The 13,450-nt window shown below is 73.7% G+C and carries 15 protein-coding genes; 6 read left to right on the top strand and 9 right to left on the bottom strand.

Annotated elements, in window-relative coordinates; genetic code table 11:
- Positions 1 to 995 precede the first annotated feature (995 nt).
- Positions 996 to 2,144 (top strand): hypothetical protein, encoded by a 1,149-nt coding sequence (locus RIF68_RS10785; RefSeq protein ID WP_309050949.1) that lies wholly within the window; start codon positions 996 to 998, stop codon positions 2,142 to 2,144.
- 101 nt (positions 2,145 to 2,245) lie between these two features.
- On the top strand, positions 2,246 to 2,752 hold the full coding sequence (locus RIF68_RS10780) for a flavin reductase family protein (RefSeq protein WP_309050948.1): 507 nt from the start codon (positions 2,246 to 2,248) through the stop codon (positions 2,750 to 2,752).
- Positions 2,753 to 2,774: 22 nt separating this feature from the next.
- Here the strand turns inward: RIF68_RS10780 and RIF68_RS10775 are convergent, their stop codons facing one another.
- Positions 2,775 to 4,142, bottom strand: coding sequence for an NAD(P)-binding domain-containing protein (locus tag RIF68_RS10775; protein WP_309050947.1), 1,368 nt, complete (start codon positions 4,140 to 4,142; stop codon positions 2,775 to 2,777).
- Between the two features lie 133 nt (positions 4,143 to 4,275).
- On the opposite strand from RIF68_RS10775, the gene RIF68_RS10770 reads away from it, so the two are divergent.
- Together RIF68_RS10770 and RIF68_RS10765 are read left to right on the top strand one after the other, a co-directional pair.
- Complete coding sequence (locus RIF68_RS10770) at positions 4,276 to 4,608, top strand: metalloregulator ArsR/SmtB family transcription factor (protein ID WP_309050946.1); 333 nt, start codon at positions 4,276 to 4,278, stop codon at positions 4,606 to 4,608.
- A complete protein-coding gene (locus RIF68_RS10765) occupies positions 4,605 to 5,105 on the top strand; it encodes an N-acetyltransferase family protein (RefSeq protein WP_309050945.1) in 501 nt (166 codons plus the stop codon). The genes RIF68_RS10770 and RIF68_RS10765 overlap by 4 nt, the downstream gene beginning before the upstream one ends.
- A gap of 18 nt (positions 5,106 to 5,123) precedes the next feature.
- Here RIF68_RS10765 and arsB read toward each other — a convergent pair whose 3' ends face one another.
- Complete coding sequence (arsB, locus tag RIF68_RS10760; protein WP_309050944.1) at positions 5,124 to 6,206, bottom strand: ACR3 family arsenite efflux transporter; 1,083 nt, start codon at positions 6,204 to 6,206, stop codon at positions 5,124 to 5,126.
- Positions 6,203 to 6,511 (bottom strand): metalloregulator ArsR/SmtB family transcription factor, encoded by a 309-nt coding sequence (locus tag RIF68_RS10755; RefSeq protein ID WP_309050943.1) that lies wholly within the window; start codon positions 6,509 to 6,511, stop codon positions 6,203 to 6,205. The genes arsB and RIF68_RS10755 overlap by 4 nt, the downstream gene beginning before the upstream one ends.
- A 78-nt stretch (positions 6,512 to 6,589) precedes the next feature.
- On the opposite strand from RIF68_RS10755, the gene RIF68_RS10750 reads away from it, so the two are divergent.
- Positions 6,590 to 7,006, top strand: coding sequence for an arsenate reductase ArsC (locus RIF68_RS10750; RefSeq protein ID WP_309050942.1), 417 nt, complete (start codon positions 6,590 to 6,592; stop codon positions 7,004 to 7,006).
- A 51-nt stretch (positions 7,007 to 7,057) separates the two neighbouring features.
- On the opposite strand, the gene RIF68_RS10745 is transcribed toward RIF68_RS10750, so the two are convergent.
- From RIF68_RS10745 to RIF68_RS10720, 6 genes are all read right to left on the bottom strand, one after another.
- Positions 7,058 to 7,663: a hypothetical protein gene (locus RIF68_RS10745; protein ID WP_309050941.1), complete on the bottom strand. Its 606-nt coding sequence runs from the start codon at positions 7,661 to 7,663 to the stop codon at positions 7,058 to 7,060.
- Positions 7,660 to 8,835, bottom strand: coding sequence for an ROK family glucokinase (locus RIF68_RS10740; protein WP_309050940.1), 1,176 nt, complete (start codon positions 8,833 to 8,835; stop codon positions 7,660 to 7,662). The genes RIF68_RS10745 and RIF68_RS10740 overlap by 4 nt, the downstream gene beginning before the upstream one ends.
- A gap of 37 nt (positions 8,836 to 8,872) precedes the next feature.
- A complete protein-coding gene (locus tag RIF68_RS10735) occupies positions 8,873 to 9,661 on the bottom strand; it encodes an ATP-binding cassette domain-containing protein (protein WP_309050939.1) in 789 nt (262 codons plus the stop codon).
- A complete protein-coding gene (locus RIF68_RS10730) occupies positions 9,658 to 10,713 on the bottom strand; it encodes an ABC transporter permease (RefSeq protein ID WP_309050938.1) in 1,056 nt (351 codons plus the stop codon). The genes RIF68_RS10735 and RIF68_RS10730 overlap by 4 nt, the downstream gene beginning before the upstream one ends.
- Positions 10,710 to 11,729 carry a sugar ABC transporter substrate-binding protein gene (locus RIF68_RS10725; protein ID WP_309050937.1) on the bottom strand — a complete coding sequence of 340 codons (1,020 nt, stop codon included), beginning with the start codon at positions 11,727 to 11,729 and terminating at the stop codon, positions 10,710 to 10,712. Before RIF68_RS10725 ends, RIF68_RS10730 begins: the two co-directional genes overlap by 4 nt.
- A 99-nt stretch (positions 11,730 to 11,828) precedes the next feature.
- Positions 11,829 to 12,548 carry a GntR family transcriptional regulator gene (locus tag RIF68_RS10720; protein ID WP_309050950.1) on the bottom strand — a complete coding sequence of 240 codons (720 nt, stop codon included), beginning with the start codon at positions 12,546 to 12,548 and terminating at the stop codon, positions 11,829 to 11,831.
- Between the two features lie 140 nt (positions 12,549 to 12,688).
- Between RIF68_RS10720 and RIF68_RS10715 the strand changes: the two genes are divergently transcribed.
- Positions 12,689 to 13,450 (top strand): Gfo/Idh/MocA family oxidoreductase (locus RIF68_RS10715; RefSeq protein WP_309050936.1); only part of this gene is annotated, 762 nt, incomplete at its 3' end.

Raw genomic sequence — 13,450 nt, 5'->3', positions numbered from 1 at the left:
AGGGAGGGCCCCAGGACCAGGACCGGAGCGTCGTCGCGCCCGTCGACGCGGTATTGCAGGGTGTTCGTCGGTGTATCGCTCACCCGCCAGACCCTCTCATCTCTCGCACGGACCCCTCCAGCGGGGGTCGGGACAGCCTAGAGGGTCGCCGTCCGGGGGCGGCAGCGGGTCCCGGGGCCGTGGCGCCGGGGCCGGGCCCGGAGGGGGCGGGCCGTGCGCGTCAGTCGCGCCGCCGGGTCCCTGTCCCGGCGTACGTCTCCAGGTAGGCGGTGACCAGCGGCGGGCCTCGGTGATCGTGGCGTCGTCGCCGCCGGGCGAGCGCCGGAAGGCGACGGCGAGGAGCCGGGTGCCCACCTCGAAGGCGAGGACCAGCGCGAGCCGGGGGTGCCGGCGGGGACGAACTCCCGGTCGACGAGCCGGCGCCGGAACCACTCCGCCTGTGCCTCGCCGAAGGCACGCACCAGCTCGTCCAGCCGGGGACCGGCGCTGCACCACTGGTCGAGCGGGTGCCGGAGCCTTCTTCTCGAACATGATTCGAGATCGTATGACCAGCCCTCGCGGGGGCCCTGGGACGCGGGCCCCAGGGGGGCCTCGCCCGCGGTGCCGGCGGCCGGACGGTGCCGCGCCTCCGGGAGGGTTTTCGCTCCGTCGGAGCAGTTCGGGACGTCCCGGATGGCGCAGCGTGGTGATCTGCGTACTAGTGGTCTTCAGGTACGCATTCATCGGCGCGTCGCGAGCCAGTCACCGTGGACGCCCCGCGGGATGGCCACGAATGGAGCCCCACCATGACCCCCGACCCCTTGGACAGCACCACCACTCCAGGGCCCGAGCCCTGGTCCCCTTCGACCCGCACACCGGCTCGGAGTACGCCGTCCTCCCCCGCCCCGGAGACCGGGGCGTCGGTGGGCGGCACCGGTCACGGCGGACCGCCGGAGCCGGCCGTACCGCCCGCGCCCCCTCCTCCGCCGCCTCCGCCTCCGCCGTTCCCCCCGGCCATGGCGGCCCCCACGGAGCCCCGCCCCATCGTGCCGCGGCCCGAGCCGGTGGAGCGCCGTCCCTCCGAGCCCGCGCCCGCCGAGCCGGTGGAGCACCGCCCCTCCGAGCCCGCGCCCGCCGAGCCCCGGCCGGCGGCACCGGAAGCCGCCGCGCACGAGTCCGGGGTTGTCGCGGCCCGGGCCGGTGAGCCGGAACCCCCCGCCGGTGCCGAGCAGGCCACCGCCGGGAGTGCCGACGACGGCGAGAGCGGCGAGGACGCGATCCACACCCTGCTGTGGACCGCGGCCACCGAACGGCCGGTGCCCGAGGTCGCCGCGCTGGTCGCGCGGCTCACCGCGTCCGGTGAGGTGTCCAGCCCCGCCGATGTGGCGCTCCGGGCCGCCGCCGTCTCGCGGCCCCTCGACGAGGTGCGGCAGCTGATCGCGCTCCTCAACGAGTCGGGGTACGACCTCCACCAGGCCGAGACCACGCTGCGCGCCGCGGCCGTGGGGCGGCCGATCGAGGACATCGTCGAACTCGTCAACATCATCGGCGCCGACAGCAGCGGCTGGCGGACGACGGGCGGCCCCGAGGGCGAGTCCGCCCGCGGGACCGACCCCGGCCAGGGTGCCGCCGCGGAACGGACCCCCGCGCCCACGCTCACGCCGCCCGGTGCGGACAAGGCCGGGTCGAAGCGGCTGCGCGGGGCCCTGAGGGCGAGGTCGCCGCTGGACCAGGCGCTCGCGACCGGTCCGGGCAGCCACGCCCCCTCGACCGCGCTGCGGTCGGGGCTGCGCTGGCCGGCGGTGGCGGCCCTGTTCGCCTGCGGGCTGCTGCACCTGCCGACCGATGTGGCGGGGCTGCGTTCCGGCGGCACCGCCGCGATGGTGTCGGTCGTGATCACCCTGTTCTGCCTGTTCGTCGGCGTCCTGCTGGCGGTACGGGACAGCCTGAGCGCCTGGGCCGCCGCGGCGGCGGTCGCCGTCGGCCTCATCGGGCTGCACCTCCTGGCCGGAATGCGCACGGTGGATCTGCTGACCAGCAGCCTGGGTTCCCGGTTCGCCTGGGCACAGGCCCTGGCGGTGCTCAGCGCCGCCGCGGTGATCGCCTTGGCGGCGACGGCGCTGCTGCGGCACACGAAGGCGACCGGAGCGGCGGACAGCACCTGACGGCCGGGCCGGAATGACCGGAGCGGTGGTGGGCACCGGGTCCCCGAGGGGCCCGGTGCCCCGCGTTCAGCCCCCGTTCGCGTGAAGGAGAGGAGCGGCCAGTGGCGCATCTGGACGCCGTGACGGATCTGCTCGACCCCCCGGTGTTCGTGGTGACGGCGAGAGCCGGGGACGGCACGCGGGCCGGCTGTCTCGTGGGGTTCGCCTCCCAGTGCTCGATCGACCCGGAGGGCTTCATGGTGTGGCTGTCCCGGCGCAACCACACGTACGAGGTCGCCTGCCGGTCCGCCCACCTGGCCGTGCACGTACTGAGCCGGGCGCGCCTGGAGACCGCCCGTCTGTTCGCCGAGGAGACCGGGCACCGCGTCGACAAGTTCGCCCGGACGGAGTGGACGGAGGGGCCCCACGGCACTCCCCTGCTCGCGGACGCCGACGCCTGGTTCGTGGGCCGCGTGGAGGAGCGCACGGACGGCGGGGACCATGTCGGTTTCCGTCTGACCCCCGTCGCCGGCGGTTCGTCGGGGCCCGAGGGGCGCGCGGACGAGGGCCGCCCCCGCGCGCTGCGGCTCGGCGACGTCCTCCACTTCTCGCCCGGTCACCCCGCCTGAGAGCGGGCCGGGGGGAGGCGGGTCAGCCGCGGGAAGGGCCGGGGCCGGAGGTGCCCAGCCGGATCAGGGCGGGCGCCGGGGCGCAGCAGCCTTCCGCCCCGGCCGGCTCGTCCCCGGCCGGCTGGTCGTAGAGGCCGGCGCCGCCGCACACGCCCGTCTCGGGCAGGACGAGTTCGACGCGCTCGGCGGCCTCGTGGTCACCGGCGAGGGCCGCGACGACGGAGCGGACCTGCTCGTAGCCGGTGAGCGCGAGGAAGGTCGGCGCGCGGCCGTAGGACTTCATCCCGACCAGGTACACACCCTTCTCCGGGTGGGAGAGCTCCCTGACCCCGTGCGGGTACACGGTGCCGCAGGAGTGCTGGTTCGGGTCGATCAGCGGGGCCAGGGCGACGGGAGCCTGGAGGCGTTCGTCCAGGCCGAGACGGAGTTCGCCGAGGAAGGACAGGTCGGGGCGGAAGCCGGTGAGGACGACGACCTCGTCCACCGGGTCGAGGCGGCGGCCGTCCTCCGCCACGAGGACGAGCCGGCCGCCCTCGCGTTCGATCGCCTCGGTGCGGAAGCCGGTGACGGCATCCGCGTGGCCTTCGTCGACGGCGGCCTTGGCGGCGAGGCCGAGGGCTCCCCGGGCGGGCAGCTGGTCTGCCGTACCGCCGCCGAAGGTGGAGCCGGAGAGGCCCCGGCGCAGGATCCACACGGCCTTCGTCCCCTCGCCGTCCTCGGCCCCGGCCAGGTCGGCGAGGGAGGCGAGCGCGGTGAAGGCGGAGGCGCCGGAGCCGATGACGGCGGTGCGCCGGCCCGCGTACCGCGCGCGGGCGGCGGGGTCGCGCAGGTCGGGGACGCGGTACGTGATCCGGGCGGCGGCCGCCTTCTCGCCGAGGGCCGGGAGGCCGGAGGCGCCGGCGGGGCCGGGCGTGGACCACGTACCGGAGGCGTCGATCACGGCGCGGGCGAGGAAGCGTTCCTCGCGGCCGTCGGCGTGCTCGGTGTGCACGGCGAACGGACGGGCCGCGCGGTCCGCGTCCACGGTCCGGTCACGGCCGGCGCGGCTGACTCCGGTGACGCGGACGCCGAGGCGCACGCGGTCCCCCAGGGCGTCGGCCAGCGGCTGGAGGTACCGGTCCGCCCAGTCGCCGCCCGTCGGGTAGGCGGCCGGGTCGGGCGCGGTCCAGCCGGTGCGGGCGAGGAGAGCCGCGGCGACCGGGTCGACGACCTCGCCCCAGGTCGAGAACAGCCGGACGTGCGCCCACGCGCGGACGGCGGCGCCCGGCCGCTCCCCCGCCTCCAGGACGAGCGGCTCGATGCCGCGCTCGAGCAGATGGGCGGCGGCGGCCAGGCCGGCCGGGCCGGCCCCGATCACGAGGACGGGCAGCGGCTGAGCGGTGGTGGTCACGGTGGTTCCCCTCGCTGTATCGACGTCTGTCGATGTGTATGACCCCAGCCTGACATCTGATTCGACAGACGTCAACATAGACAGACGTCTATATGGATGCGCGCATTGGTTCGACGCATGTCAACATAGACACATGTCGAAGACCGAGGCCTGTTGCCCGCCCCTGGCCGAACGGCCACTGACGGCGGACGAGGCCGAGCGCACCGCGAGGATGTTCAAGGCCCTGGGCGATCCGGTGCGCCTCCGCCTGTTCTCCGCCGTCGCCTCGCACCCGGGCGGCGAGGCCTGCGTCTGCGACATCTCCGACGTCGGGGTCTCCCAGCCGACCGTCTCGCACCACCTGAAGAAACTGCGGGAGGCCGGACTGCTCTCCTCCGAACGGCGCGGCACCTGGGTCTACTACCGGGTCGAGCCCGCCGTCCTGGCGGCCATGGGGCAGCTGCTCACCAAGGCGGCCGCCACGTGACCGCCTCACCCCGGGTGGTCCCGCTCACCGCCGCCCACGCCGGCGAGGTGATCGCGATCCATCAGGCCGGCATCGACGAGGGTCACGCCACCTTCGAGACGGTGGCCCCCACCTGGGAGGAGTTCGACGCGGCCAAGCTGCCCGCGCACCGCTTCGCCGCCGTCGACGAGGCCGGCCGGCTCCTCGGCTGGGTGGCCGCGACCGGCGTCTCCGACCGGTGCGTGTACGCCGGCGTGGTCGAGCACTCCGTGTACGTCCACCCCGGGGCGCGCGGGCGGGGCGTCGCCGGAGCGCTCCTCGCCGCGCTGATCGACTCCACCGAGGCCGCCGGGATCTGGACGATCCAGTCCGGCGTCTTCCCCGAGAACGCCGCCAGCCTCGCCGTGCACGCGCGGGCCGGCTTCCGGGTGGTCGGGACCCGCGAGCGCATCGGACTGCTCCACGGCCGCTGGCGCGACACCGTCCTCATCGAGCGCCGCAGCCCCCGGATCGGGTGACCCGGGCGGCCGTGACGGTCACCGCAGGGCCGGCGGGAATCTCCGGCGCCAGGCCAGCGACACGTACACCAGCGCGATGAGGACGGGGACCTCGATGAGGGGGCCGACCACGCCGGAGAGGGCCTGTCCGCTGGTGACACCGAAGGTCGCGACGGCCACGGCGATGGCCAGCTCGAAGTTGTTGCCCGCGGCGGTGAACGCCAGGGTCGCGGTCCGGTCGTAACGCAGGCCGACGGCCTTGCCGAGGGCGAAGGAGCCGAACCACATCACCGCGAAGTAGACCAGCAGCGGCAGCGCGATCCGGGCCACGTCCAGCGGCTGCGAGGTGATGGTCCTCCCCTGCAGGGCGAAGAGGAGGACGATCGTGAACAGCAGGCCGTACAGCGCCCACGGGCCGATCCTCGGCAGGAACTCCGCCTCGTAGGACTCGCGGCCGATCCTCCGCTCGCCGATGCGGCGGGTGAGGAAGCCGGCGACGAGCGGGACGCCGAGGAAGACGACGACGTTCCACGCGATCTCCCCCATGGAGATGTCGAGGGCCTCCCCCTCGCCGAGGCCCAGCAGGCCGGGAAGGAGGTCGAGGTAGAACCAGCCGAGCAGGCCGAACGCGATCACCTGGAAGACCGAGTTCAGCGCCACCAGGACGGCTGCCGCCTCGCGGTCGCCGCAGGCGAGGTCGTTCCAGATGACGACCATGGCGATGCACCGGGCGAGGCCCACGACGATCAGGCCGGTGCGGTACTCGGGCAGGTCCGGCAGGAAGATCCAGGCCAGGGCGAACATGACGGCCGGGCCGAGGAGCCAGTTGAGGACGAGCGACGACACCATGAGCTTCCTGTCGCCGGTGACGGCGTCGAGCCTGTCGTAGCGGACCTTGGCGAGGACCGGGTACATCATGATCAGCAGGCCGGCGGCGATCGGCAGGGAGATGCCGCCGATCTCGACCTTCGCCAAAGCGTCGTTCAGGCCGGGGACCAGCCGCCCGAGACCGAGGCCGAGGGCCATGGCGAGCAGGATCCAGACGGCGAGGAAGCGGTCGAGTGTCGACAGTTTCCCGGCGACCGAGGGCTCCTCGGCCGCCGCGGGGGCGAGGGGGGTCACGGGCAGGACCTCTTGGTGTCGGCGTTGGCACGGGCGGAGGCGGCCAGGGCGGTGAACTGGCCGGCGAGCGCTTCGATGACCTCGGGCTTCAGCCGGTAGTACGTGAACCGGCCGCAGGGCTCCGTGTCGACCACCCCGGCCTCGCGCAGGACCCTCAGGTGGTTGGAGAGGTTGGTCTGCCTGGCACCGGTCTCCTCCACCAGGTGGGTGGTGCAGAGCGTCTCGCGGGCGAGCAGGGTCACGATCCGGAGCCTGAGCGGGTCGGCCAGCACCCGGATCAGGTCAGTGTCGACTGACGTCATCATGGGCTGATACTTTCACATCATCCCCCGCTGATGTCCGGCCGGGGCCGCCCGCTCCTCTCCCACCCCGAGGAAGAACCGATGACCGCCCCGCTCGCCTCCGTCCTCTTCGTCTGCGTCCACAACGCGGGCCGCTCCCAGATGGCCGCGGGCTTCCTGCGTCACCTGGCGGGCGACCGTGTGGAGGTCCGCTCCGCCGGCTCGGCCCCCGGCGAGCGGGTCAATCCCTCCGCCGTCGCCGCCATGGCCGAGCTCGGCATCGACATCGCGGACCAGCGGCCGAAGGTGCTGACCGCCGAGACCGTCCGGGCGTCGGACTACGTGATCACCATGGGCTGCGGCGACGCCTGCCCGGTCTTCCCCGGCAAGCGGTACCTCGACTGGGCGCTGGACGACCCGGCCGGCAAGGGCGTCGAGGCCGTGCGGCCCATCCGGGACGAGATCCGGGCCCGCGTCGAAGCCCTCGTGGCCGAGATCGACGCGGGCCGCGCCGCCTGACCGCGCGGGCGTACCGCCGGTCAGCGACGGTTCGAGCGGAGACGGGCCGCCTCAGGGGCTGGTCGTGGAGACCACGTACACCTGCGGGAAGGCCGGGTCGGTCAGGTCCACGGTGATGTCGGTGGCGGGCCGGGGCCGCTCACGGGTGACGGTCGTGGCCGACCAGGTCCCGTCGGGGCCGAAGGTCCAGCCGACGATGTCGGCGTCCCGCTCCCCCACGGTGACCCGCCCGGGGCCGAGCGCCGCGCGGCTCGTGCCGGACTCGGCGAGGAAGGTGTCCAGACCGGTGGCCGTGGTGGTGAAGCGGACGTAGAGGCGGCTGGTCTTCCAGTTGCTGGTCTCGTAGTACGCGACGTCCCAGGCGCCGCGCGGGATCGGGACCTCGAAGACACGCCGCTTCATCTGCGACGGCCAGTTGTCCTGGAGGCCGACGACCGAGGACTCGCGCTCCTTGTCGCGGCCGCTGTCCCGGCTCTGGCCGGCGGAGATCACCAGATAGCCGGCGGGGATGCCGACGAGCAGCACGATGATGACCGCCGTGAGCCAGCGGCGGCGGATCATGTGGCCGTGCCCCTCGGGCAGTCCGGCCTTCCGGCGGCGGTACGGCTCCGGGGCCGGGGAGCGCGGCGCCTGGGGGGTCTGCTGCGGGACGGTCATGGCCGCGGGTCCTCGGGGGTGCGGTCGCCCAGGGCCTGGGCGCCGTTCCGGAAGGCCTGGGCGTAGCGCTCGTACCGCTCGTACCGCTCCACCCGGCGCCGGTTGGCGCGGCGGAAGCGGCGGGCGACGAGCCGGGCGAGGTCGGCGGCGCCCACCATGCCCGCCTCGGGGCCGAGCTGGGCGCGGGTGATGCGGGCCTCCGGGCGGTAGCCGCGGCCGGTGAGATGACGGCGGAAGGCGTCCCGGGCGGGGCCGATGAGCAGGTCGTCGGCGGCGGAGACGCCCCCTCCGACGACGAAGCAGGAGGGGTCGAGGGCGGCGGCGAGATTCGCGATGCCGACGCCGAGCCACTGGCCGATGTCCTGGAGGAGTTCGATGCACATGGCGTCGCCCTCGCGGGCGAGCTCGGTGATGAGGGGGCCGGTGATGTCCGGGATGTGGCCCTTGACCCGCTCGATGATGTTGTACGCGACCGGGGAGTCGGCGGCGGCCAGCTCGCGGGCCTCGCGGACCAGGGCGTTGCCGGAGCTGTACTGCTCCCAGCAGCCGCGGTTGCCGCAGGGGCAGCGGTGGCCACCGGGGACCACCTGCATGTGGCCGAACTCGCCGGCGACGCCGAACTTGCCGCGCTTGACCTGGCCGTCCTCCAGGATGGCACCGCCGATGCCGGTGCCGAGCGTGATCATGACGAGGTGGTCCTCGCCGCGACCGGCGCCGAAGCGCCACTCGGCCCAGGCGGCCGTGTTGGCGTCGTTGTCGACCATGACGGGGACCGCGAGGCGGGCCTGGAGGGCGTCCCTGAGGGGTTCGTTGCGCCAGGCGAGGTGCGGGGCGAAGAGGACGCGGGCCCGGTGGGCGTCGACCCAGCCGGCGGCGCCGATCCCGACCGCGTGCACGTCGTGCCGGTCGGAGAGGTCCAGGACCAGTTCGACGATGGTGTCCTCGACGACCTTGGGGCTCTTGGACTTGTCCGGGGTCTCGGTGCGGAGCTTCTCCAGGATGTTGCCGTCCGCGTCGACGACCCCGGCCATCACCTTCGTACCGCCGATGTCGATGCCGACGGTCGGCACCCGGGGCGCCGTCAGGTGGGAGCGGCGCTCCCGGCTCCCGACGGTGCGCAGCACGGTGCCGCGGGCGGAGCCGCGGTGCGCGAGGTCACGGTAGGTACTCATCGGCTCCGATTCTGCCAGGAGGGGGGTCGGGGGCCCGTTACGCGCCGGTGGGGCGTTCCAGGGCGTGGCGCAGGTCCTCCAGCTCGCTGCCGCCGGCCATCTGCCGGGTCAACTCGTCCAGCGTGACGGAGTCCTTGGTGTGGCTCGCCGCCATGACGCCCCGCTTGAGCAGGACGAACCGGTCGCCGACGAGGTGGGCGTGGTGCGGGTTGTGTGTGATGAGGATGACGCCGAGTCCCTGGTCGCGGGCGGCGGCGACGTACTTCAGGACGACCCCGGACTGCTTGACGCCGAGGGCGGCGGTCGGCTCGTCCAGGACGAGGACCTTGGCGCCGAAGTGGACGGCGCGGGCGATGGCGACGCACTGGCGCTCGCCGCCGGAGAGGGTGCCGATGGGCTGGTCGACGTCGCGCAGGTCGATGCCCATGCGGAGCAGGGCCTCACGGGTGGTGGTCCGCATCAGTTCGACGTCGAGCCGGCGGAAGGGGCCCTTGCCCCGGGTGGGCTCGGAGCCGAGGAAGAAGTTGCGCCAGACCGGCATGAGGGGGACGACGGCGAGGTCCTGGTAGACGGTGGCGATGCCCCGGTCGAGGGCGTCGCGCGGGTTGGCGAGGGTGACCTCCTCGCCGTCGACGCGGAAGGTCCCGGCGTCGTGCCGGTGCAGCCCGGCGACGATCTTGATGAGGGTGGACTTGCCGGCGCCGTTGTCGCCGAGGACGCAGGTGATCTCCCCGGCGCGGACCTCCAGGGAGACGCCTTCGAGGGCGCGGATGTTGCCGTAGTACTTGCTGACGCCGGCCAGCTCGACAAGAGGAGCGGTCGTCACTTGGTGGCCTCCACGCGCTTGCGGATCCAGGCGTTCAGGAGGGTCGCGAGGAGCAGCATCGCGCCCAGGAAGAACTTGAACCAGTCGGGGTCCCACTCGGCGTAGACGATGCCCTTGCTGGTCATGCCGAAGATGAGGGCGCCGACGGCGGAGCCGACGGCCGAACCGTACCCGCCGGTGATCAGACAGCCGCCGATGACGGCCGCGATGATGTAGATCAGCTCGTTGCCGACGCCTTCGCCGGACTGGACGACGTCGAAGGAGAACAGCAGGTGCTGGCCGGAGACCCAGGCGCAGAAGGCGACCGCCGCGTAGAGGCCGATCCTCGTGCGGTGGACGGGGACGCCGACCGCGCGGGCGGCGTCGGCGCCGCCTCCGACGGCGAAGATCCAGTTGCCGAAGCGGGTGCGCAGCAGGATCCAGGTGGCGACGGCGACGAGGCCGAGCCACCACAGGATCGTCACCTTGAGTTCGACGCCGCCCACGGTCAGCTGGGAGGCGAAGAGGGCGCGGGCGGAGGGGAAGCCCTCCATGTCGGCGATGGTCTTGGTGGAGACGGTGCCGGCGATGAGTTTGGTGAGGCCCAGGTTGAGGCCCGTCAGCATGAGGAAGGTGCCCAGCGTGATGATGAAGCTGGGCAGCTTGGTCCGGGTCAGCATGAAGCCGTTGAAGACGCCGACGGCCAGGGTGACGAGCAGCGAGACGCCGACGCCGACCCAGACGTTGGCGGTCAGCTGGTAGCTGAACATCGAGGAGACGAGCGCGGAGCTGGTCACCAGCACACCGGCGGAGAGGTCGAACTCGCCGCCGATCATCAGCAGGGCGACGGGGACGGCCATGATGCCGAGGGTCGAGGCGGCGTAGAGGACCGTGCCGAGGCTGGACAGGCGCAGGAAGCTGTCGGCCACCACCGCGAAGAAGACGAAGACGGCGAGCGCGCCGACGACCGAGCCCAGCTCGGGCCGGGCCAGCAGCTTCTTCAGCGGGGTGGTGCGGAGCAGGCGCTCGTCGACGTGGTCGATGCCGTCCGGGGCCGGGGCGGTGGTGCTCATCGGGTACCCCGCTCCGTGTACCGGGCGAGCGCGCCGGCCTGGTCCTTGGTGATGATCTGGGGGCCCGTGAGGACGGGGCGGCCGCCGCCGAGGACGTCCGCGTTGTAGCGGTACAGCCACAGCAGGTCGACGGCCTCGTAGCCCTGGAGATAGGGCTGCTGGTCGACGGCGAAGCCGAGGGTGCCGGCCTGGAGGGCGGCCGCCACCTTGGCGTTGAGGTCGAAGGTGTCGACCTCGGCCTTGCTGCCGGCGCTGCGGGCGGCCTGTGCGGCGGTGTCGGCGAAGGGGGCGCCGAGGGTGACGACGGCGTCGAGGTCCTTGTCGGACTGGAGCTTGGCCTCGATGGACGCCTTGACGTCCGGCATGTTGGTGCCGTCGACGTAGAGGTTGACGAGCTCACCGCCGAAGGTCTTCCGCGCGCCGGCGCAGCGCTGCTCGTGGCCGACGTTGCCCTGCTCGTGCAGGACGCAGAGGGCCTTCTTCCGGCCTCGCCTGTCGAGCTCCTCGCCGACGGCCTCGCCGGCGACGGTCTCGTCCTGTCCGATGTGGGTGAGGGCGCCGAAGGCCTTGGACTGCTCGGCGCCCGAGTTGACGGTGATCACCGGGATCCCGGCCTTGACGGCCTTCTCCACGGCCGCCTTCATCGCGTCGGGCTTGGCGAGGGTGACGATCAGTCCGTCGACGCCCTTGGAGATGTAGGAGTCGACCAGCTGGGCCTGCTCCTTGCCCTCGTCGCTGTGGGCGTAGAGGAAGGTGATGTTGTCCTTGACGGCGGCCTGCTCGGCGCCCTTCTGGACGATGTCCCAGAAGGTGTCGCCGTCGCCGGAGTGGGTCACCATCGCGAAGGTCCAGCGGGGGGTGTCCACGGCCGACCGGCCCTGGGCCTCGGCCGCCCTCCGGGCGTCCTCCGCCCGCTTGCCGCCGGTGCTGCTGCACCCCGCCAGCGCTGCCGTCAGTGTGAGCGCGAGCACGGCGCCGACGGCGGCGCGTACCCCTCCTGTCCGAAGCCTGGTCACGAGGCCGTGCCCTCCTTTGTGTCCTTCTGCGTGCATTGCAGTATCGGTCATGCCGGTCGTGGCGCTCGTCAGTGGGGCCCGTTCACGGCCGCGGGGGGGCTACGGACGGACCATCAGCCGGAACTCGAAGGAGTAGCGGCCGGCGCGGTAGAGGTGCGATCCGAGCTCGACCGCGCGGCCGGTGTCGTCGAAGGCGGTGCGCTCCATCGTGAGGAGCGGCGCGCCGGGCGGTTCGTCGAGCAGGGCGCCCTCGGACGCGGTGGCGGCGCGGGCGCCGACGGTCTGGCGGGCGCTGTGGAGGGTGAGGGCGGCGGCGCGGAGCGTCCGGTAGAGGCCGGTGGTCTCCAGGGGCGCGGTGCCGGGGTCGATCAGTCCGGCGGGCAGGTGGTTGCGCAGGTACGCGAGGGGTTCGCCGTGGGCGGTGCGCAGCCGCTCCAGGTAGTGGACGGCGGTGCCCTCCGGTATGCCGAGGGCGGCGGCGACCGGCGCGGGGGCGGGTTCGAGGCGGTTGACGAGGACGCGGGTGGCGGGCCGGTGGCCGGTGCTCTCCAGGTCGTCGTAGAGGCTGCTGAGCTCCAGGGGGCGGCGGACCCCGGTCCGCACGACCTGGGTGCCGACGCCCCGGCGGCGGACCAGGAGTCCCTTGTCGACGAGGGTCTGGATGGCCTGGCGGACGGTGGGCCGGGAGAGGCCGAGGCGGGTGGCGAGGTCGATCTCGTTGCCGAGGAGCGTGCCCGGGGCGAGGGTCCCGTCCTCCACGGCGCTCTCCAGCTGCCGGGCGAGCTGGAAGTAGAGCGGGACCGGGCTGGTGCGGTCCACGGAGAGCGGGGGCAGCGGGGAGCCGGTCGGCGGGGGCACGGAGGGGAGCGTAACGGCGGGCGCGGATGACGGGAAGTCGTGACGTCCGGTTGTCCTGACAAACCTTGACAGGGGGTACGGGCGCCTCCACGGTGGGGGCCATGCGCATCGGAGTGATCGGTACGGGGCGGATCGGCGGCTTCCACGCGGGCGTCCTCGCCCGGCATCCGGGGGTCGGGGCGCTCGTCCTCGCGGACGCCGACCGGGGGCGCGCGGCGGCGGTGGCGGGGGCGCTCGGGGCGCGGGTGGCGCCGGACGTGGACGCGCTGCTCGCGGCGGAGCTGGACGCCGTGGTGATCGCCTCGGCGACGGCCTCGCACGCGGAGCTGATCGCCCGGGCGGCGGGCGCGGGTCTGCCCGCCTTCTGCGAGAAGCCGATCGCCCTGGACGTGCCGGGCACCTCGGCCGCGCTCGGCGCGGTGGCGCGGGCCGGCACCGTGCTGCAGATCGGCTTCATGCGCCGCTTCGACGCGGGGTACCGGGCGGCGCGGGAGGCGGTGCTCTCGGGGCGGCTGGGCCGGCTGCACACGGTACGGGCGGCCACCTCGGACCCGGAGCCGCCGCCCGCCGCGTACCTGCCGCTGTCCGGGGGGCTGTTCCGGGACTGCATGGTCCACGACTTCGACATCGTGCGCTGGGTGACGGGCCGGGAGGTGGTGGAGGTGTATGCGACGGGCGCGGACGCGGGCCCGGAGATGTTCCGCGCGGCGGGCGACGTGGACACGGCGGCCGCGCTGCTCACCCTGGACGACGGGACGCTGGTGACGGCGACGGCGACCCGGTGCAACGGGGCCGGGTACGACGTGCGGATGGAACTGGCGGGCGACCGGGACCAGATCGCGGTGGGCCTGGGCGACCGGACG

Source organism: Streptomyces sp. (assembly GCF_031178505.1).
Classification (GTDB): domain Bacteria; phylum Actinomycetota; class Actinomycetes; order Streptomycetales; family Streptomycetaceae; genus Streptomyces; species Streptomyces gulbargensis.
Note: the sequence above shows the minus strand (reverse complement) of the source record. Positions and strands in the feature narration are given on the sequence as shown.